Annotated in this window: 17 protein-coding genes; 10 read left to right on the top strand and 7 right to left on the bottom strand. The window is 52.1% G+C overall.

From position 1 onward, the window contains the following. The first annotated feature begins 611 nt into the window (after positions 1–611). From B7989_RS13760 to B7989_RS13745, 4 genes are all read left to right on the top strand, one after another. Positions 612–2,126, top strand: coding sequence for a glycosyl hydrolase family 5 (locus tag B7989_RS13760; RefSeq protein WP_088629041.1), 1,515 nt, complete (start codon positions 612–614; stop codon positions 2,124–2,126). 191 nt (positions 2,127–2,317) lie between these two features. Next, complete coding sequence (locus tag B7989_RS13755; protein WP_233144439.1) at positions 2,318–4,087, top strand: glycosyl hydrolase family 5; 1,770 nt, start codon at positions 2,318–2,320, stop codon at positions 4,085–4,087. Positions 4,088–4,283: 196 nt separating this feature from the next. Beyond that, on the top strand, positions 4,284–5,996 hold the full coding sequence (locus B7989_RS13750) for a glycosyl hydrolase family 5 (RefSeq protein ID WP_233144438.1): 1,713 nt from the start codon (positions 4,284–4,286) through the stop codon (positions 5,994–5,996). An 80-nt stretch (positions 5,997–6,076) separates the two neighbouring features. Beyond that, positions 6,077–7,024 (top strand): GDSL-type esterase/lipase family protein, encoded by a 948-nt coding sequence (locus tag B7989_RS13745; RefSeq protein ID WP_088629039.1) that lies wholly within the window; start codon positions 6,077–6,079, stop codon positions 7,022–7,024. 12 nt (positions 7,025–7,036) lie between these two features. Here the strand turns inward: B7989_RS13745 and B7989_RS13740 are convergent, their stop codons facing one another. Next, entirely contained in the window at positions 7,037–8,056 is a 1,020-nt protein-coding gene (locus tag B7989_RS13740; protein WP_088629038.1) for an alpha/beta hydrolase, read from the bottom strand. Positions 8,057–8,183: 127 nt separating this feature from the next. On the opposite strand from B7989_RS13740, the gene B7989_RS13735 reads away from it, so the two are divergent. Further along, the gene (locus B7989_RS13735) at positions 8,184–8,501 is read left to right on the top strand and encodes a hypothetical protein (protein WP_088629037.1); all 318 of its coding nucleotides are present in this window, start codon (positions 8,184–8,186) and stop codon (positions 8,499–8,501) included. Here the strand turns inward: B7989_RS13735 and B7989_RS13730 are convergent. Then, entirely contained in the window at positions 8,498–9,247 is a 750-nt protein-coding gene (locus tag B7989_RS13730) for a CAP domain-containing protein (RefSeq protein WP_088629036.1), read from the bottom strand. The two genes, B7989_RS13735 and B7989_RS13730, sit on opposite strands and share 4 nt — an antisense overlap. Before the next feature lie 160 nt (positions 9,248–9,407). On the opposite strand from B7989_RS13730, the gene B7989_RS13725 reads away from it, so the two are divergent. Continuing rightward, positions 9,408–11,276 (top strand): ABC-F family ATP-binding cassette domain-containing protein, encoded by a 1,869-nt coding sequence (locus tag B7989_RS13725; protein ID WP_088629035.1) that lies wholly within the window; start codon positions 9,408–9,410, stop codon positions 11,274–11,276. On the opposite strand, the gene B7989_RS13720 is transcribed toward B7989_RS13725, so the two are convergent. Then, complete coding sequence (locus B7989_RS13720; RefSeq protein WP_072801417.1) at positions 11,271–11,663, bottom strand: co-chaperone GroES family protein; 393 nt, start codon at positions 11,661–11,663, stop codon at positions 11,271–11,273. The two genes, B7989_RS13725 and B7989_RS13720, sit on opposite strands and share 6 nt — an antisense overlap. A gap of 210 nt (positions 11,664–11,873) precedes the next feature. Between B7989_RS13720 and B7989_RS13715 the strand changes: the two genes are divergently transcribed. Next, positions 11,874–12,641 (top strand): hypothetical protein, encoded by a 768-nt coding sequence (locus B7989_RS13715; RefSeq protein ID WP_088629034.1) that lies wholly within the window; start codon positions 11,874–11,876, stop codon positions 12,639–12,641. Positions 12,642–12,643: 2 nt separating this feature from the next. Here B7989_RS13715 and B7989_RS13710 read toward each other — a convergent pair whose 3' ends face one another. Both B7989_RS13710 and B7989_RS13705 read right to left on the bottom strand, forming a co-directional pair. Beyond that, positions 12,644–13,474, bottom strand: a complete 831-nt coding sequence (locus B7989_RS13710; RefSeq protein ID WP_088629033.1) for a M23 family metallopeptidase — start codon at positions 13,472–13,474, stop codon at positions 12,644–12,646. Then, entirely contained in the window at positions 13,461–13,742 is a 282-nt protein-coding gene (locus B7989_RS13705) for a hypothetical protein (protein WP_088629032.1), read from the bottom strand. Before B7989_RS13705 ends, B7989_RS13710 begins: the two co-directional genes overlap by 14 nt. Positions 13,743–13,805: 63 nt before the next feature. On the opposite strand from B7989_RS13705, the gene B7989_RS14050 reads away from it, so the two are divergent. Continuing rightward, positions 13,806–13,958, top strand: a complete 153-nt coding sequence (locus tag B7989_RS14050) for a hypothetical protein (protein ID WP_158212934.1) — start codon at positions 13,806–13,808, stop codon at positions 13,956–13,958. Beyond that, positions 13,959–15,071 carry a DNA polymerase III subunit beta gene (dnaN, locus tag B7989_RS13700; protein WP_088629031.1) on the top strand — a complete coding sequence of 371 codons (1,113 nt, stop codon included), beginning with the start codon at positions 13,959–13,961 and terminating at the stop codon, positions 15,069–15,071. A 78-nt stretch (positions 15,072–15,149) separates the two neighbouring features. Here the strand turns inward: dnaN and B7989_RS13695 are convergent, their stop codons facing one another. Both B7989_RS13695 and B7989_RS13690 read right to left on the bottom strand, forming a co-directional pair. Then, a complete protein-coding gene (locus tag B7989_RS13695; RefSeq protein WP_088629030.1) occupies positions 15,150–17,957 on the bottom strand; it encodes an AAA family ATPase in 2,808 nt (935 codons plus the stop codon). Next, entirely contained in the window at positions 17,954–19,141 is a 1,188-nt protein-coding gene (locus tag B7989_RS13690; protein ID WP_088629029.1) for an exonuclease SbcCD subunit D, read from the bottom strand. The genes B7989_RS13695 and B7989_RS13690 overlap by 4 nt, the downstream gene beginning before the upstream one ends. Positions 19,142–19,307: 166 nt before the next feature. Here B7989_RS13690 and B7989_RS13685 point away from each other — a divergent pair, with 166 nt between their 5' ends. Continuing rightward, positions 19,308–20,315, top strand: a complete 1,008-nt coding sequence (locus tag B7989_RS13685) for a hypothetical protein (protein ID WP_088629028.1) — start codon at positions 19,308–19,310, stop codon at positions 20,313–20,315. Positions 20,316–21,094: the final 779 nt, after the last annotated feature.

Raw genomic sequence — 21,094 nt, 5'->3', positions numbered from 1 at the left:
CGATGGTGCCGATGTTGCAGTGCGGCTTGCTTCTGTCAAAATGTTCTTTTGCCATTTTTTCCTCTTCTTCAGCAGAAGGTTTATCGCTTCGAATCCTAGGAACGACGCGGGTTAAACGTACATTCCGGTTATTTCGCAAAGCATAGGAAGCGGTACTTTGCGAATTTTGCCGAACAAATTTAGCAAAATCAAGGAATTTTTCAAGGATTTTTTTTTGCTTTTTCGCTCAAAAACGCAGATTTCGGCCATTCTCGAGGCGTTTTCGGGCTTCAGGAAGTCAACGTAAGGCCTAATCCTCTTTTTACAGAAAATGGCGTTTTTAGCCTAAATTCAAGGGTTCAATATTTTAATCCTACATAAACTCCAACTTATCAACAATTTAAACACACCGCCATACCCCGGCCCGACAACCACTTCAACTTATCAACAACTTTTTTGTAAAAAGATTTTTACGCAACAAAAATTTACATTCCTGGTTCACTTGTAAACTTTTCCACACACTTTGGAACGGCCGAGGAACACTAATATATTGAACTACATAATTTTACATTGAATTTCTCTTTTTTTAACTATTTTGTACTTCTGAGTGTTTATGGGAGCATGAGGATTTTATGAAGAAGAAACTTTTTACGCTATTGCTGTCGGCAGCAGCGGTCGCCCTGATTTGCAATTGCGGCGACGACGCCGTGATCAATGCCGACAACAACAATAACAGCAATAACCCCATTATTGTTACCCAGCCCTCTTTTTTGTATAGAGACGGTGATAAGAACTATATCATCGACGCTTACGGCTTCGTGACCAACGAGGCCGGCGATACGGTCGCACTCGCCGATATCGCTACCGGCCTGATTGTCGCCTTGGACAGCGAAAGGACCATTATTGCACAAAACGTCAATTTCGCCGAACTTGAAATTCTGTCTCCGACAATTATCACCGAACCGGCATGGGTTTTACACGCCGACAAGAACTACGTGATTCACCCCATGAACCAGCATGGTGTCAATATCGTTACGGACGGTTCTGGAGCAGCGATCGGCTCTATGGTTTTCAAGACCGATTCTGACGGCAACCCCACGACTGTCGGCGACATTGTCGACTTGGAAGGCAATGTTCTCGTCGGTAACGTCGACTTGGCCGAACTCAACATTTACCAGCCTAACACAAACTTGAATCCGACACCGGTTCCTGTTCCCGTCACAAGCTCTTCGAGCAACGACAATCCGGGTCCGGGCCCTGTCGTTACCTCTTCTAGCTCTGTGGACAATCCGGGCAACTCCAGCTCTTCGAAAACGAATTCTTCGTCCAGCACGCCCAAGTCTTCCAGCTCTGCCGCAAAGTCCTCTTCGAGTTCCGCCAAGTCCAGCAGTTCCTCTGCAAAGAGCAGTTCTTCTAACGGCGGAAGCGGCGGATGCCCGGCTATCAAGGTCAAAAGTGGCGGCTCAACCGGTAGCGGTTGGGCAACCCGTTACTGGGACTGCTGCATGCCCCACTGCTCATGGCCCGAACACGGCGGCCAAGCCAAGGTGTGCGATTCCAGAGGCAAGAACCCCATTGGCAACGGTAGCGGCAGCGTCTGCTCCGGCGGTGCAGGCGCCGCTTGCACAAGCCAGATTCCGTTTACGGTGGACGGCTGCGATGAATACGGCTTTGCATTCGCTGCAGTGCCGGCCTCTAACGGTGGCCAGTGCGGCAAGTGTTTCCAGTTGACCTTCACTGGCGAAGGCCACTATAGTTCCACGAACGGCAACACCAGGAAACTCAAGAACCAGAACAAGAAACTTATTGTCATGGTCACCAACATCGGCGGCGACGTGAACCAAGGCCAGTTCGACATCATGATCCCGGGCGGCGGTGTAGGCCAGTTCAACGGTTGCGCCGGCATGGGCTGGGGCGCGCAAGGCGAACAATACGGCGGCCTCCTCTCCGACTGCGAAAAGGAACACAACTACAACGCAGGTAAAATGGCAAGTTGCCTGACCGAAAAGTGCAACAAGGCCTTCGGCAGCGACGAAGAAGCCAAGAAGGGCTGCCTCTTCCTTGCCACTTGGATGAACGCAGCAGGCAACCCCGAACACAATTACGTGGAAGTGGAATGCCCCGAAGTTCTCAAGAAAAAGTACTAATCCACTAGCGTGAAATTCTGAAACATTTAGCCCCGGCAAACCGCCGGGGCTTTTTTCAACTGATCAACTTCCCTTTTGACTTACTTTTTTTTACGTGTTTTTTGGGACTGAATAAGCTATTTTATAGGTCGGATGGAATTGGAGCGACTTTCGATACGGAAGTCTTATTTTCAACACGTTTGAGGATGTTTATGAAAAACCGATTCCTTAAGTCCGCACTGGCCTTGAGCGCAGTTTTGGCTTTTGTCAATTGCTCCGAAGAAGCAACCGACGCAATCAACAACAATTTGAACGCCGATAATGGAACCGAACAGGTACAGCCCAATGATGTGGCATGGCTTCTCGATATCGGACAAGACCTCCTGATTTATCCTGCAGGCATCGTAACCGACGCTAACGGCAGCGTCGTCGGAACAATCACGTTCAACGAAGACGGCCACACCGGAAGCATCACCGCCCCGGACGGCACTCCTATCGTCGACAACATTGACGTAAGCTTGCTGGAAATCACCACGCTTGAACAAGTCAAGGCAAGTAACACCAGTATTCCCGCATCTTCGGCGACAACAAGCACCCCGACCTCTTCGGCAAATGCAACAACTACCCCCGACCCGCTCTCTTCCGCAAGCGTACTGCCGGGGCTCTCTTCTGCAACGGATCTGCCGGGAACATCTTCGGCTAACGTGCAGCCGACATCTTCCGCCGATGTGCAGCCGGGTATTTCTTCAAGCGTGAACAATCCCGCAAATTCCTCGTCTAGCCAGAAGCAAAGCCAGAGCAGCAACTCGAATACACAGCAGACCGTAGGCAATATCACCGTATCCGGAAACTTGACCCAGACCGTCGCCAAGGGCGGATCTATCAGCAAGGTCACCTTCAGCGGCGTAGAATCGGAACCGCAAAGAAGCTGGACACTGCATTTCTTGCAAGCAAACTACGACAAGAACGCCAAGACCTACACGCTGGAAGGCAATGTGCCCGATTACTGGGACCAGGCCAAGGCAACCGAAGAAATCACTATCGGCGGACAGAAATTCTCCTTTGTCTTGACCGTTAGCGGTGGCGCCACGGCAAAAAGCTCCAGCAGCACGGCCAAGTCCTCCAACAGCGTGCAGTCCTCCTCTTCCCAGCAGCAGCCCAAGTCGAGCAGCTCTGTCGTAAAATCTTCTAGCTCCGTCACCCCGTCTTCGAGCAGCGTAAAGTCCAGCAGCTCGCAGAACACCAATACCAACGCCTCTGCAGAAGAAGCCAAGTACCTCAACGCAGGTGCAGGCGGCCAGCAAGGATGGGCAACCCGCTACTGGGACTGCTGCATGCCTCACTGCGCACAACCCGCACACGGCGGCACGGCTAGGACTTGCAGCGCCAATGGTGGAAAGACTGTCATAGACAACAACAGCACCAAAAATATCTGCCAAGAAGGCGGACAGGGCGCCACCTGCACCAGCCAGATTCCTATTATCGTAAGCGAAAAGCTGGCCTACGCATTCGCGGCAACTCCCGGTAACGACAACACCTGCGGCAAGTGCTTCGCCCTCACCTTTACGGGCGAAGGCAAGTATGAAACCAAGGATAACCACAAGAAACTCCAGGGCAAGACACTTGTGGTGATGGCATCGAACATCGGCTACGATGTAGCCGGCGGTCAGTTTGACGTGATGATTCCGGGTGGCGGATTCGGAGCCTTTAACGGATGCGCGCAGATGGGCTGGAATATCCCGAGCAATACCACGACATACGGCGGTTTCCTCAGCGACTGCGAAAAGGAAGTCGGCTATGACGGCGACGTATACTCCAAGCGCAAGGAATGCCTTACCAAGAAGTGCAACAGCGCCTTCGCGAATGACACCGAAGCCAAGGAAGGCTGCCTCTTCTTGGCAACCTGGATGGAAGCGGCAGGTAACCCCATGCACACCTACAAGGAAGTGGAATGCCCGCAGGCACTCAAGTCGAAATACTAATCCCATAGGTGCCAAAACGCAGAAACTTTTGGTCCCGGCAAGCGCCGGGGCCTTATTTTTTGTGAGCAAAATCGCATAATTGATTGACTTTCAATTTTTTACGTGAATTTTCTAGACAATTAAACTATCTTTTGCGCCGGATGGAATTGGAAGGGCTTTCAAATGAAAGTCTCATTAGTTTTATTTGAGGACACTTATGAAATACCAATTCCTGAAGTCCGCGCTGATCCTGGGATCCGTTCTGGCATTCGTGAACTGTAGCGATGAAGCTACTGACGTTATCGGCAACCTCGATCCTAACGCTCTTCAACCTTCGGAAAACGATCCAAGTGCCGTGCCGGCAGACGATCCCTGCTGGCTCATCAATGCCGACCAGCCCTACCTTATCTACCCCGCAGGTATCGTGACGGACCTCAAGGGAAATCCGGTCGCGACATTCGTATTTACCGATGAGACCTATTCGACGGGCAACATGATTGCCGCCGACGGTTCCACCATCATCTTGAGCAACATCGCTCTGGACAACCTCACTATCGTTACCCGTGCAACAGCCTCCATGGCCTTGCCGCCGTCTTCTTCCGCAACGATCGAAACCCCGACTTCGTCTGCAGACGTGGCTCCGACGGTTTCTTCCAGCAGCACCGTAACGCCGGCTACCAGCAGCGAAACCGCAGCCAACGACAAGAGCTCCTCCTCTGAAGAAAAGCAGGTCGCAAGCTCCTCTTCGGCTACTCAGACCACCATTACCGACGGAAAGGTTACCATTACCGGTAGCTTGACCCAGACGGTTGCCCAGAAGGCATCTACCAGCGAAATCAAGTTCAGCGGTCTTTCCAACGAACCGTCTCGCCTCTCCTGGAACGCCTACTTCCTCGAAACGAGCTACAGCAACGGCACCTATACCGTCAAGGCTATCACCGTGCCCGAATACTTTGAAGTCGGCGAAGTGAGCGAATTCTTCAAGGTCGAAGGCAAGGATTACGAATTCAAGCTTACCGTGACCAAGGCCGGCAGCGGAAGCACCTCCAAGTCTTCCAGCAGCCAGCAACAACAGAAATCTTCCAGCTCCCAGCAGGCCAAGTCCTCTTCTAGTCAGCAGGCAAAGTCCAGCTCCAGCCAGCAGGCAAAATCCTCTTCTAGCGTCCAGCCGGTATCTTCCAGCAGCAAAGAAGTTGTCACAACGGGTTGCCCGACCATCAAGACTAAGGGTGGCGCAAGCGGCTCCGGCTTTGCAAGCCGCTATTGGGACGGTTGCAAACCGAGCTGTTCCTGGAAGAACAACGCCGGTAGCGCAGGCCCTGCAAAGCAGTGCAGCAGAGACGGCAAAACGGCTAGCACGAATTACGACGAACAGAGTGTCTGTAGCGGTGGTGGCGCCGCTACCTGCACAAGCCAGATTCCGTTCACGATTGACGGTTGCGACAACATCGGTTTCGCCTTTGCAGCAGTTCCTGCATCTAACGGTGGCCAGTGCGGTAAGTGCTTCCAGCTTACCTTTACCGGCAAGGGCAAGTACGAAACCAAGGGCAACCATAAGAAACTCGAAGGCAAGAAGCTCATCGTCATGGTCACAAACATCGGTGCCGACGTGAACCAGGGCCAGTTCGACGTGATGATTCCGGGCGGCGGCGTTGGCCTTTACAATGGTACCTCCGGCTACAACTGGGGATCTCAGGGCGCCCAATACGGCGGACTTTTGACCGATTGCGAAAAAGAAGCCGGTACTGCAGGCGATGTCACCAGCAAGCGCAAGGAATGCCTTATTAAAAAGTGCAACTCCTCTTTCGGTAGCGACACGCAGGCCAAGGAGGGCTGCCTCTTCCTTGCTAACTTTATGGAAGCAGCAGGCAATCCGACCCACAACTACACTGAAGTGGAATGCCCCGAAGTTCTTAAGAGCAAGTACTAATTTTTCTTAAGCTGAGAGAAACGCCCGTTGGCTTTGCCGACGGGCTTTTTTATATTTAAAGCATAAAGGAGTGTTTTCGGATGTTTGGAAAATTAAAAGTCATATCTTTGGCTGTATCCTTGGCCGCATCTAGCGCGATTGCCGCCAATGTTGCCTGCGTCGGCAACAGCATTACCGAGGGCTACGGCATTGACTGGGGCGTAAAGAAATACCCCGACCACTTGCAAGACCTGATGCAGCCGGGCGATTCCGTCGCAAACTTCGGGACATCGGGAAAGATGTTCTACAAGGAAAGCGGTGAATCTTACTGGGTACAGGGAAAAATCAAGGAAGCGCTCGCCTTCCCCGCCGACATCGTAGTGATCGAGCTTGGCACCAATGACAGCAAGCTATTCTTCTTTACCTACTACAATGTCACGGTGGACATGTTGAAGCCCTCTTACGAGGACCTGCTCGACACCTTTGCGCACCTGCCCACAAACCCCGAAATTTACGCCACGCTGCAGCCTTATTCCAACAACGTGGAATGGGGCATCATGGACACCTCGATCGTCAAGTATATCAATCCGCTCATCAAGGAAACGGCGATCGAAAAAGGCGTCAACATTATCGATTTGCACACGCTTTTCAAGACTCCGGACTGGTTCCTTGCCGATAGCGTCCACCCGAATGCCAATGGCGCCCAGGAACTCGCCAAAATCGTGAACAAGTACATTACCATGGCAAAGCCGACTTTAACCCAGAACATGTCGACACTGCAAGCAAGTGCCCCATACGGTGTATACTGGTACAAAGACGGCAAGTTGATCGAAGGCGCCGACAAGGAACAGCTCACGCTCACCGAAAAAGGGAAGTACAAGGCCCTCATCAAGGTCGAAAACGACAACGATTCCTGGCTTGTAAGCGAAGAAATCGAAGTTACCGACGTGGGCGGCTCAACCGCCATCGCCAAGGGCAACAAAAATGCGCAGCCGAAACTGCGCAAGCTACGTCATAAAGTGGATGTAAAGGGCAGACGGGCGGAATAATCCGGACGCCTTTTATTTCACGTTCTTATCCAAGAAATCAAACATCTTTTGATAAACGGTGTCACGGACAGGTTTATGCGAAAGAATAAGGTCATGAAGGCCGCCCTCAATTTGTTCGAGCTTCACATTCGGGCCAAGGTTGGCTCCGTATTCATGGATATGTTCCACATTCAGCACGCCGTCGCAGTAGGTATATTCCTCGCTCCAGTCGTCATCGCGGTAACTGCACCCGCTATGCATCACCAAAACTGGAGGCATGAGGTGTAAACCCTGTTGGACACGGACATGCCCTTGGTGAATCGCATGTAGCCATCCCAAATCGATTGGCAGGCTACCTGGGACTTTAAGGTTGTGGTCGTAATCCCACTCTCCGCCCTCGGACTTGTGCAGGCTCTTGTCGTAGTTCAGGTTTTCGCTACGCGGGACACCGATATCCGGGAACACGCCCCCCAATGCAGAAAGCACGGGGACGGCTAAACGACGCACAGGCCAAATGTAGTTCATTTCGAGAAATGGACTATTCAGGACAACGGCTGCGATTCCCGCGCCATTCTGCCTGTCTGCAGCGTACAGACAGGCGATAAGCCCACCGGTGCTATGCCCCATTAACACAAACGGAACCGAATCGCCCTCGGCTTCACGAATCATGGAGATTGCGGAATCGATTTCGGCATAGTACTCCGAAATGTCGCGAAGCTCCCCTATGGTTTCGCCCGAGCGGTATGAACGGCCGTACTTATGCAAGTCGATTGCAAAAAAGGAATAGCCTGCGGAATCTACCTGTTTAGCAAGTTCCTGTTGAAAGAAATAATCATTAAACCCGTGTATGTAAAGAACAGCAGCTTTGGGAACACGTAATGATACAGAATCTTTTACGGAATCGAATGGGTAACCGACAAGCGTTGCATGAAAGTTCTCCGCCTCAAATTCATGCATTTTGAAGGGTTCACCGAGGAACTTATCGGTTTTCCATGCGATATCCTTTGCAAAAAGGGCCAAAACTGAAAAAAGAACGATAATACACAATCTCATACAATGAGGCAATATAATTTATTGCGCCCCCGGGCAAACATAAATTTTTCATATAAAGCATTTTTTTATTTAATAACGCCAACTATAGTTGGCACATTTTTCGTGGTTCCGTTTTTACAATTGAAATATGTTCGATGAGAAGGTCCACAAAAATGCTGTAAAAGAGCTTATTGCGTTTTTGAGGACGAAGACTACCCAGAAGAACATATCCTTTTTCTGCGATGTTTCCAGAGAATACATAAGACAGCTCGGAAAAGGCAATAGAATTCCCTCGGTCATGCTATTCTTTAATATGCTCGACGCCGCAGGGATCGACCTTAACGAAGGCGCCAACCTCTATATCGACCTTCTCAAGCAACAAAAAATGGCCCTTGCCGCCGACAGGAGCAAGGGTCTGGATTACGTCAAGAAAAATAAGCCTAAGACCGGTAAAAAGAAAGACTAGAAGAAGTCTACGTTAAACCAGCCTTTTTTGCCATCTTCAGAAAGGGTGATTCCGCAAGCGACCTTGGTGTAGCTTGTGTTTTTCATATTCAGGTAGTGACCGATCTGGGCGTATTCCGTAACACCCTTTTCGGCCTTGGCCTTTTCGTCTTCCCACATCATCTTGAGATAGTATTCGGCAACGGCAGTAGCGTTCTTCTGCCAGCTACCACTGAAATTGGGGCCACTGTTCTGCGCGAATTCGCCGCAATCGCCAAAATGGCCGTGAGCTTCGTTCGTCTTAAGATCGTCAGCGGACTGCTTGTCGGCGCAAGTCTGCTTTTCTTCGGAAGCGAGCGTGAGCGGTTTCAAGTCTTCGGTAGCGCGGTATTCGTTGATTTTAGCGAGGCAGTCTTCGCGCCAGCCCTCGTTTATAAAGCCCATGTCTTCTTTTGCGGAAGCCTCGGAAGAACTCGATTTTGCTTCTGCAGAAGACTCCGGAGAATTCTTTGCTGTAGAAGAACTGGATTCAGCATCCGACTCGTCAGGATCATTCTTCGTTACCTTAATCGAATCAATCTTCGAGGAACTGGAAACACCCTTGTCCGCGGCGCTAGATACTTTATCCGAAATAGGGATGTTGATTTCGTCGCCGGTATCGATATTGGCGTCTGCACCCGAGGAAGAATCGTCGGAACAGGCGGAAAGGCCGAATGCCATGGCAAACGCGCATGGCACTGCAATCGAATAGAATTTCTTGGTCATCATCAAACTCCTTTTTGCGGAAAACCCGCTCTTTATCTGAAAATATAATTCTGAAAGGAATTTGGCAAGCGCCCTCCCTCTTAACCATGAGCAACCTTCGTTCTACTCCCTACTGCCTACTGTCCACTGTCTACTTCCTACTATATTTCTATCTTTTATCCCCGTGATTCAGATTCAGAACATTTCGAAGTCTTTTGGTGAGCAGGTGCTGCTTGACGGCGCCTCGATGCTTGTAGGCGACCACGAACGCGTGGGCCTTGTGGGCCGCAACGGTTGCGGTAAATCGACCCTTTTCAAGATGATTCTCGGCCAGGAATGCATCGACGGCGGAAGCATCGACATTCCCAAGAAATACACGCTGGGTTACTTGCAACAGCACTTGAACTTTACGCACGCCACGGTTCACGAAGAAGCCTGCAGCGTGCTCAAGCCCAATGAAGACGGCTGGATTGAGGAGCATAAAGTCGAAGCGATTCTGTTCGGTCTGGGTTTTGACGAAGAATCCATGCACAAGAGCCCCGCGCTCCTTTCGGGCGGTTTCCAGATTCGCCTGAACTTGGCAAAGGTCTTGGCTTCTGAACCCGACATGCTATTGCTCGACGAACCGACCAACTACCTGGACATCGTGTCGATGCGTTGGCTCAGCCGCTTTTTGCGCAGCTGGAAGGGAGAAGTCCTTTTGATTACCCACGACCACCATTTTATGGACGAGGTCTGCACCCACACGGTGGGCATTCACCGCCACAAGATGCGCAAGGTCAAGGGCACCGTAGAAAAGCTCCGCGAAACGATTGCCGAAGAAGAAGAAGTCGCCCAGCGCACGCAAGAAAACGAGGCGAAAAAGAAGGCGCAGCTGGAACAGGTCATCGAACGTTTCCGCTACAAGGCCGCAAAGGCCGCCATGGTGCAATCCAAGATTAAGGCGGCGGCAAAGCTTGCTACTGGCGAGCGCCTCACCCACGAAAGGAACCTCGACTTTAGCTTTACCGAAGCTGGATTCCCCGGCAAGCGCATGCTCCAAATCAAGGAACTGCACTTTGCCTATGGCGAAGGCCCGGAACTCATCACCGACCTCACCATGGAAGTCTTCAAGGGTGACCGCATCGCTGTCATCGGTCCGAACGGCCGCGGTAAAACGACGCTCCTAAACTTGATTGCCAAGGAACTGCAGCCGACCTCCGGCGAAATCAGCCACAATCCGAATTTGCAGATCAACTACTTCGGCCAGACAAATATCAACCGCCTGAACCTCGACAACACCGTTGAAGAAGAAATCGCCGCGGCCATCGAAGAAGTGGCACAGAAGAGCCGCGCCCGCGGACTTGCAGGCCTCATGATGTTCAGCGGCGATGCCGCCCTCAAAAAGGTGAAGGTGCTCAGCGGTGGCGAACGTAGCCGTGTACTCCTCGGAAAGATTTTGGCAAGCCCCTGCAACATGCTGTTACTTGACGAACCGACGAACCACCTGGACATGGAAAGCATCGAAAGCCTGATCGACGCCCTCGAAGATTACGAAGGCACAGCGATGGTGGTGACCCATGACGAAGAATTGCTGCACGCCTTCGCTACAAGGCTCGTGGTATTCGATGGCGGCAAGTGCCGCGTGTTCGAAGGCACCTACGCCGACTTCCTCGAAAAGGTCGGCTGGGCCAGCGAAAAGAAACCGGGCGGTTCCGAATCGGCCAACATCAAGGTTTCCAACATTGACGTGAAAACGGATGCGCCCACCAGCGCTCCCCGCGCCAAGGAAGACCGCAAGGCCCGCGCCGACTACATCGCCGAACGCAGCAAGATTATCAAGCCGCTCGAAAAGCAACTCGCCAAGCTCGAAGAAGATATCGCAAAGGCCGAAGCCTTGGGCGGTGAACTTGAAGCCAAGCTTGTGACCGCCTCCGAAACCGGCGACGGCAACGCCATTACCGCCATCGCAAAGGACATGGACGACAACAAGAAGAAAGTCGACCAGCTCTACGAAGATTGGGAAAAGGTGTCCGCCGAATTGGAAGCGGCGAAGGATAAGTGGAAGTTATAAGTTCTCGATTCCGGAGACGTCGTCGGGGACGTCTTGGCGCATGACCATGAGCACGGCGTTCTGCGAGATGATTACGTAGGTTTCGCCGTCGATTTCAATTTCATGACCGTTGGCATGCAGGTACAGGGCCTCGTCGCCTTCTTTGACTTGCAACGGCAAGTACTTGACTTCGTCCGGAGATTCCCCGCGGAATACGGCGTCAGAATCTTGAGTCACAGGGAGCGGGTAACCGGGACCTACCTTGACCACTAAACCCGTATGCACGGCATCGTGCTCGCGAACGCTCGGGGGCAAATAAAGTCCGCTCCCGGTCTTGTTCGAGGCTTCAAGGGGTTTAATCAAGATTCGGTCACCAATGACCACGATATTCTTCAAGGGATCCAGCATACCCCAAAGATAGAATTTGCGCGCTTTGCTATAATGTAATCCGTGATATTCGTTATCCTGTGGACAATCATTTTCGCCTTCTTGGCAATCTACCTTGGGAAAAGCCCCAGGGTACGTAGCTGGCTTAAATTGATTTTCAAAGCCCCCAGGGTCTGGCGTACCATTATTGTAAGTGTAGCGCTTGTTACAGCTATTGTCGTCACGTATCTTATGATTCCCGAATCCGTCGAAACGCGGATCAGTGAAAGGAGCCTGTTCGAAGACTATGCGGCTGTCGCCGTCATGAAATTGGATTCGCTGCAGGTACTCAAGGTCGACAACGACTGCAACATGCAGCACCCGGAACCGGAACTCGCCTACGTGCTCCCGCTGGTAATTGGCGCCTACAACGAGATTGTGGAAAAGCCCACCACCCCTATCGTGACGCGCTTGGACGACACGCTCTATTTTACCATGAACGGCTACAAGCAATTCAAGAACAGGGCCATTCGACTCAACAGGCTTTTGCAGAAAAAATTGGGCAAGCGCTACAAGATGCAAATCGTGAGCGAAGGCTCTAGCCACACGCTCGTCGTGACATACAACGGCGAACCCTGGGACACCGAACAGCTCACGGCTCTCCCCGTGATGGAGGCAGCGCAAATCCACCATCTGGATCCGGCCCTGTTGATGTCGCTGATACGCCATGTCTCGAATTTCAACTTTAGCTACCGCGGGCGCAAAGATTCCAAGGGCATTCTTTCGCTCAAGGAAGGCGAAGGAATCGAACAGATTTTTATCGGGGCAGAACGCTTGGGCAAAATGCTTCAGGTGGGCGTGAGCCAAGAAAACGCCGTGGCCACATTCTACCCGGATCCTGAAATCAATTCCAAGCCCGAAAACTGGAGCAAGTCGCCGCTTACTAAGAGCTGGGTCGACCAAGTGCTTTCGGACGTGGAATTCTACCACGAAAACGGTTTAAACCGTTTTGCCGATTAACGCTATCTCGTTAAATAGAAACTTTCCGGATTGATGGAGATGCCATCGATGCGGACTTCGTAATGCAGGCCAATGCTCGACTGCGTACCGCTTTCGCCAATCAAGGCAATGGGCTGCCCGCGGTGAACGTGTTCGCCCTGCTTTACCAAGGCCTGACCCAAGTGGGCATAGAAGGTGCGCACGTCATGGCCATGGTCAATCTTTACCGCAAGGCCAAAACCGCGATGCTTGCGGACTTCGCTCACGGAGCCTGCCCCGGTTGCAAAGACGGTATCGCCTTCGGCTGCCACGTAGTCAATTCCCCTGTGCGGAAGTTCGCTGTCGGTAAAGGGGTCGTAGACGATTTCAAAGCGCTTCTTGACGGCATGGTTGTTACGCATGGGGTGCAGCACCGGAATCTTTTCGGCAGCCGCGGAATCGCTTTCCAGGGCCGCCAAGAACTTCTTGAACGTCATTTCCACTTCGTTCACGCTCTTGCGTTTTTGCAAAATCGAATCGTCCATCGCAGTGACATTTTCGAGCACGAAGCCAAGGCCGCCCACCATCAGGGCGCTGTCACGGAGCACGCGGGTTTCTTCGGCCTTTAAAATAGATTCGTCGACCGAGGCACGGATTTCTTTAAGTTCCTTTTTAATGGCAGCGTTTTGCTTATAGACGTTGGTGACGTTCCCGCTCGTTATGTTGTCCAAAATCTGGCCCGGCGAAAACAGGATAAATCCCAAAATGGCAGCCACCACGCCCACGACGGCAACGATGGCACCAATCAGCGAAAACTCGTAGCTTTTGCCCGACGTGGTCTTGGTCGGGAATACATGGACCTCAAGCTTCTTCACGTTCAGACCCTGGATTATCGATTCGGTTGCGCAAGGATTCGATGACGCGCTTTTCTTCTTCGATCGCGCCCAAGATTTCGACGACCGACGGATCGTCCTTGATAGTATTCAAAAGATCATCGCGAACGGCCCCGTGGAGCTTTTGTCCGAGAGCCTGGAAGTGTTTTTTGAGTTTAGATTCCTCGGCAGCCAATTCCACCCTCAAAAGGGCGGTGGACGCATAATTCAATGCCGTATTTTTTAACTTATTTAGCGTTTTTTCAGCCATGCTTAATTCCTTTTGTCCGTAAAAAAATTAGTTTTTTACGCGTATAAAAAATGGAGAATATCTATGAGTCGTAGCGATCGTAGACGCGCAAAACAAAATGCGAAGCAATTTACACCCAAAAAGGCCAATGCCCTGGACCCGAAGATCATTGCCGTCCTTGGTGCTATTGCCGTTATATTCTTTGTCGGAACCATGCTTATCCAAAGAGGCGCATAAATGAAGTTCAATATCAAGAAATCCGTATTGCAGGAAGCGCTCCAGATTGCTATCAGCGCCATCCCCAATAAGTCCACCCTGCAAATCCTTAACGACTATTCGCTGCGTCTCGAAGGAAACACTCTCGAAATTTGCGCTACCGACTTGAACCTCGGTGTGAGGATTAAGCTAGAAGTCGAAGGCGAACGCGATGGCGAAGCCTTAATCAACGCCCGCAAGTTCTCCGACCTCGTTAAGGCCCTCGTGCCTAGCTGCGAAAACGTAAGCATCGACGTGCAGGATCACTTGACCCGCATCAAGTGGAGCGAAAAGGGCCAAGCCTCCATTACGAGTTTCGACGCCAGCGACTTCCCGCCGTTCCCCGAAGTCGAAGGCAACTCCCTTACGCTTGCCGCAAGCGAACTTGCATTCCTGGTCGAAAAGACCGCCTTTGCCGTCTCTACCGACAACACCCGCCAGAACCTGAACGGCGTGTTCATGGAAGCCAAGGATGGCAAGATCTCCATGGTCGCAACCGACGGTCACCGCATGGGCCGCGCAAGCATCGAACAGGAAGGCGCAAATCTTGAATCCGGCGTGATCGTTCTCCCGAAGGTGCTCCAGCTCGTGCTCCGCCTCGCCAAGAACGAAGACTCCGTCGAAATCTGCACCACCGAAACCCACGTGCTGTTCCGCATCGGCGCAACGCAGATTATCTCCAAGCTTATCGAAGGTCCGTATCCGAACTACCGCGCCGTGATTCCGCAGAATTTCGAACGCACCGTTCAGGCCAACGCTACCGAACTGTTGGATAAGGTCCACTGTATTTTGCCGATGGCCAATCCGCGTACGCACCAGATCCGCTTCCAGATGGACGGCAACAACATGGAACTTTCCGCTACTGACCCGGATGTCGGTGGCGAAACCCGCGAAGCTTTGGCCGTGACCCACAATGGCGAAGGCAGCTTCAGCATCGGCTTTGATGGCCGTTACTTCTACGAAATCCTCGGCATGTGCAAGAGCGAAGAAGTGGTGCTCAAGATGAACACCCCGATCGGTGCCTGCATCATCGAACCTGTTGGCGACGACATGGGCTTCAGCTTCTTGCTGATGCCGCTCCGCCTCGCCGACTAAGGATTGAACGGACTACAAACAAATTAAAAGCGGTTCGCGAAAAGCGAGCCGCTTTTTTTTGATAATCCGGAATTCAAATTACGCTTCAATCGTCACGCGACTGATCTTGTTTTCATCCTTTTTCACGTGGATGATTTTTTCGATCCTGTGTTCGAGTTCATTCACGTGGCTGATAATGCCCACGAGGCGGTTATCGCCCGCAAGATTCTGCAACGTGTTGATCGCATTCTTCAGGGCTTCTTCGTCAAGTGAACCGAAGCCTTCATCCACAAACATCGTATCAAGCTGGATTCCGCCAGCATAACTCTGCACTTCGTCGGCAAGGCCAAGCGCAAGCGAGAGCGACGCCAAGAAACTTTCGCCACCGCTGAGAGTCTTTACTTCGCGTTCCTTGCCGCTTGAATGGTCAAGCACGTTCAAGTCAAGTCCGCTTTGGCTCCTGTTATTCGCAGCATCCTTGCGGCGAACCAGTTCGTACTGGCCGTTCGAAAGAAGACGGAAACGGATATTTGCGCGACTCACGATGCGGTCAAAGTAGGACGCCTGCACATAGGTTTCAAGCATCACCTTGCCCTGGCCCGAAAGCCCGCCGTTTGCGGTATCGGACAGATTCCTGATCCAGGCACGTCTCCGAAGCTGCTCGCCGAGCGCACCGACCGTCTTGCCGATTTGTTCGAGCGCACTCTTGTTACCCACAAGACGGGCAGAAATAATATTCTGCGAATGCGCAAGCGCATTGTGCGCCTCGGCGGCCTGGTCGCGACTCGCCTGCAATGCGACAAGGTCGAATTCCGGAGCGCCTTCCAGCTGAGATGCAAGCGTATCCTTGCGTGCCTTCAACTCATTTACGCGCGTCTCGCATTCGGTCAATTTGGCGGTCGCCGTTTCAAGTTCGCGCTTGGAGCTGTCGAGCGCCGCCTGCATTTCGCGAACCTGCGCTTCAGCGGCAGCCTTGCTTTCAAAAGCAAGCTTATCCAGCAATTCCCGGATAGTATTCCTGCACGACGTCAACTCGGCATTCAAGCCCGAGATTTCTTTTTCCTGATCCGTTACAGTCAACTGCAATTTCTCCAGTTCCGCACGCTTTTCAGGAATATTCTTTTCGAGGAAGGCCTTACGCTTTTCGCGCTCTTCTTCCTTGGAAATGTCCGAAGTCAACGCCGCCATCTTGTCACGGTTTTCGGCATACTCCGTGTTGCCGCGTTCGCGCGCCTCTTCCAGAGTGCACTCGCCAAAAAGTTCCTGCACAAGCGTCTGCACCGCCAATTGTTTTTCTTCGAACTTTCCCTTCGCCTGCGAAGCCGCCGCATTCTTTTCGTTGCGTTTCGTTTCAGCCTCCGAAACCGCCTTCTTGAGCTGTTCCAATTCGGCCTGGCTCGGAGCCTCTACCGACTTGCAGGCCTTATGCGGATGGTGCGTAGAACCACACACCGGACATGGTTCATTTTCCACCAATGTCTCGGCAATGATTCCCGCCTGTTCATTCAAGAAGGCACGATTCTTCGCTTCGTAATCGTCACTGATTTTCTGGTAGTCGCCATCGGCAGCAAGATACGCCTCTTTCGCCTCTTCAAATTTCTCGCCAAGCGTAGACAATTCCTTGACGCTTTTGCCTACCTTCACCAAGTCATCTTGCCTTGCTTTAAATTTATCATTTTGCGCAATCAGTTCCTGCTTCTTGGCACCCACATCACCAAGCTCCGACAATTCCTTATCGAGATTGGTAATAACAGCTTTAGTATTTTCGACAGACTGACGATTCCTCTGCAGCTCTGTTTCCGTCTTTTGGATAGCACTTTCCTTTTTCAGGGCTTCACCGCGGAAGGATTCCAGTTTATCATATTCCGGCAACGAATTCTTGAGCGTCGTAATGCGTTCCTGCATGCTGTCACGTTCCGGCTGCTTGCTTTCGGCAGCCGCTTTCGCTTCTTTCAGCGGAACGAGCGAAGGCAGGATCTTTTCCAGTTCGTCATTTGCCTTCTTGAGCGCATCACGCGTATTTTGAATATTCTGCGCACGGCCAAGTTCCTTATCCATGCCGGCAAGTTTCTTGGCGCTTTCATCAAGTTCGGCCTGGACATTTTTAAACGACAGACTGTCTTCGTCAAGAATCGCCTGCACCAAGTCGCAAACGCCCTGCCAGTCGGCGACCTGCCTTGCTGCGGCCAGGTTCTTCGCCTGTTCCAGATTCTGCGCTTGCGCCGATTCCTCACTACACTGCAACTGCGCAATCATCGTGCATGCAGTCGATTCGCTGTCGCTGCATTGCCTATCCATTTCGCTAGCACGCTTCTTGAGTTCATCCTGCAGGGCGTTGAACTTGTCCGTCTTGAAAATCTTGCGGAAAATCTTCTTGCGTTCATCAGTCGACGAAAGCAAAACCTTCATGAAATCGCCCTGGGCGATCATCGCGATTTTAGTGAACTGGTCGCGGTCAATCCCGATGATTTCCTGCACGGCAGCGGCAACATCCTTCTCCTTGCTCACAGAGGGGCTCGTAGGGCTTTGCCTGCCGCTTGCATCGGGCTTGTACAGCGTAACCGAAGCACTTTCCTTGGTAAAGCCCTCGCCGCGGGCCTTGGGGCGCATGTATTCGGGATTGCGCACAATGCGGTATTCCTTGCCCGCATACACGAACGTCAAATCCACTTCCGTCTTCGTTTCAGGCTTTGCGTTCAGGCAACGGAACAGTTTCGCATCGTCGCGGCTGTCGCCACTTGCACGCCCGAAAAGGGCATACGTAATCGCATCGAAAATCGTCGTCTTGCCGGCACCGGTATCGCCCGAAATCAGGTACAATCCGCTCGTACCGAGCTTTTCCAGATCGATAAGCGTGCGATCTGCGTAAGGGCCAAAAGCCGAAATAATCAGTTTAGTCGGTCTCATTTAGCCTCCCAGATACCGTCAATCATATCGCGCACGAATTCATATTCTTCTTCGTTCATTTCGCGCTTGGTCATGTCCGTAAAGAATTCCGAGAAAAGCTCCATCGGAGTTTTCTGTTCCACCTTGCCCTCGCCTACCGTAATCTTTTGATTGCGGGTACGCTCGTTATCGTAATCGAGCATCATCAGGTTCGGGTAAATGCCGCGCAACTTCAAGGCGGCATCGGGCACGTCATTTTCATCCGTCAGCTTGACGTAAATGTAATCGTCCAGCTTGAGTCCGTCGGCCAATTGCTTCCGCTGGAAATCCGGCGACACGAGTTCGGCAAAAGTCCCGCGGATTTCGCGCACGTCATGCATCGGCGTAAGCGGAATTTCGCGAACTGCAATTTCAGAAAGACCCGTATCCGCCTTCACGCCCAGCTCGATAACCGTCAAGGACTTTTTATGATCCTTCTCGGACAGTGAATACTTGAGAGGTGTACCGCTGTAACGCACGCGGGGCATTCCGGCCGCATCGAGCGCCACATTCTGCGGTTTGTGGATATGCCCGAGCGCCACATAGTCGAAGCCTTCGAAAACAGATGCATCCACATTGTCGAGGCCGCCTACGTTTTCTTCGGAATCGCTACGTTCCGCACCGGTCACGAACTGGTGCGCCAAAAGGACATTGCGACGCCCCGGCGTAAAATTCATCTGCGCAATCGCCATACGCATGGCAGAGGTATAGTCAACAACTTCGTCACGTTCCTCGTCGCTCTTGAGGTACGCGCGTACTGCGGCTGGGCGCACAAACGGAAGCAGCCACACATCGACTTCGCCCGAACCGTCTTTGAGCGTGACAGGCGCAAAGGAGCCGGAATACACCTGCGACATGTATACGCCGCGGTCATTCATGAGCCTGCTTCCAAAGGCGAGGCGTTCCGCGGAATCGTGGTTACCGCTCAGCACGAAAACCTTCGTGCCAGTCTTCGAGAGCTTCACCAAAAAATCGTCCAGCACGGCAACCGCATCGGCAGAAGGGACCGACTTGTCGTAAACATCGCCTGCAACCAGCAAGGCCTCGGGCTTTTCCGTTTCTACCGCTTTCAAGATTTCGGCCAAGATATGCCTTTGTTCGTCGAGCATCGAATGCTCGCACACGCTTTTTCCGATGTGCAGGTCTGCCGTATGAATCAATTTCACTTTAAGTACCTCTTTAAACGCCTACATCTCTTATATCGTCACAATATAGATTTCTGTAAAGTACAAAATATGACATTTTTCATTTTTCCCGCTTTGCAAAGAAATAAAAAAAATTCTATTATGCAGATATCGCAGCATAACGCAAAAGATTTTATAAGAGGGCAAAATGCAATTGGATACATCGAACATCCCCAGCTACTACAGCCGACTTGTCATGGCCAAAAACCAGGGACACTTTTCCATTGCACGCGCATTGCTCAACATCATTGTAAACGCACCCGCTCCGGATACTTCTACACCGGCAGGCCTCAAGGCCCTTGAAAAAATCAACCAGGCCAAGGGACATGCCGACACCGTGAATGCAGGCAACGACACTACTGCCGTTCCGCCCGCCGGCGAAGTCGAGGAATGGTCCGGATACGCCATACAGAATCCGCCCATTACCAAACAGCTCGCTCTTGCGCTCGCCCAATATTTCAGACAGGCAAAAGCACTGGAAGCCTGCTACGAGATGTACCAGAAGGCAAACGAATTTGAAATCGGCGACACCACCGCTTCCGAAAGTGCCGCCTTGCAGGAAGCCGCAAACGGAACTCTCGCTAACGAATTCGGACAGATTTGCGAAAACGCAGGCGAATACGCCCACGCCGCCGAATGGTACAAGAAGGCAAAGGCCGCCGGCTGCGCATGTGCAAATGAATCCCTGGAGCGCATGAACGCCCTTTACGGCATGGCACGCTATTATGCCCCCTGGCTCAAGATTGCGACTGCAACAGGCCGCAGGGAGCTCGCATTGGCCATCCAGAATATCGTGAAGGCAGATCCCAAGCTTTCTACCGCCATGGTCGAAGAAATAAACATAGCAGAGTCGGCTGTGCCGCCCTGCTATGAAGAAATTGAATACTGGGAACAGGAATTCGACCGATTTGCAAAATTCAGCGACAGCGATAGCGAAACATTTGCAAACCTGAATGTGGCTATCGGAAAAATCCTGGAACACGCAAGAATCTATAACATGGCTCTGCGCTGGTACAAGAAAGCGGTCGCTAATCACTCGACCGCAAACCAAGACGCACACCGCATGCTTCCGCTCAAGAGCAAGTCAGAACCGCTACGCGACGCCGAAGACATCTACGACGCACACAGCCCGATTCCTTCGCTCTGGAAGTCGTAAGACCGTGTGGCCTTCGCGCTAGCCGCCTACAAAAAGCAGAACAAGACTCGATACTAAAATGAGGACGCCCCAGATCGTTTCGACGATGGGACCGACTTTCCTGATTTTGATTTCGTTGTTTTCCATAACACACCTCGCATACCAAACGGAGCGCTTAATCGCGTTACCAACCTGATATCAAAGTATAATTCGCACACGCGAAAAACCAATGCAATATGAAAATTGCAATGGACAGATTGTCAAAGTTCCAGATTGGAATATTCCATTCTGTATTAATTTGTAAGTAAAAAATATTGAGAAAGGGGGAAGCCTCCCCCTCGCTTGCACTGCGTTGCGCGCTACCCTCTCGCCTAATGGCTCCGCCCCTAAAACCCCGTGCAATCCGGGCAACGGCTCTGGCACAAGAAGCCGATGCTGAACCGAGTTCAGCATGACGCGGGCGAGGAATGCGTATAAAAAAAAGCCCCCTCGGGCGTTTGCGGCAAGGGGCTGTGAGCCGCAAGCGGCCTGTACTGACAGGCCGTGGCGGCGAGAGCGAGGCGGGGCCACGCATGCACGATATAATGGAGCCGAGCGGTCTGTAAAAACGAAGAGGCCCCCTGCCTACTGGGCAGGGGGCCGTGAGCGACAAGCAGCCGGTATCGACCGGCTGTGGTCGCGAGAGCGTAACGAAGTGGAGCGGTATATAAAAAAAGGAGCCCCTCGCCTTTAAGGCAAGGGGCTCCGTGAATCCAGCGGCGACCTACTCTCCCGGGCCCGTGGGCCAGGTACCATCGGCG

This window comes from Fibrobacter sp. UWB5 (assembly GCF_002210295.1).
Classification (GTDB): domain Bacteria; phylum Fibrobacterota; class Fibrobacteria; order Fibrobacterales; family Fibrobacteraceae; genus Fibrobacter.
The sequence above is the reverse complement of the archived record's forward strand: the minus strand, read 5'-3'. Positions and strand labels throughout refer to the sequence as shown.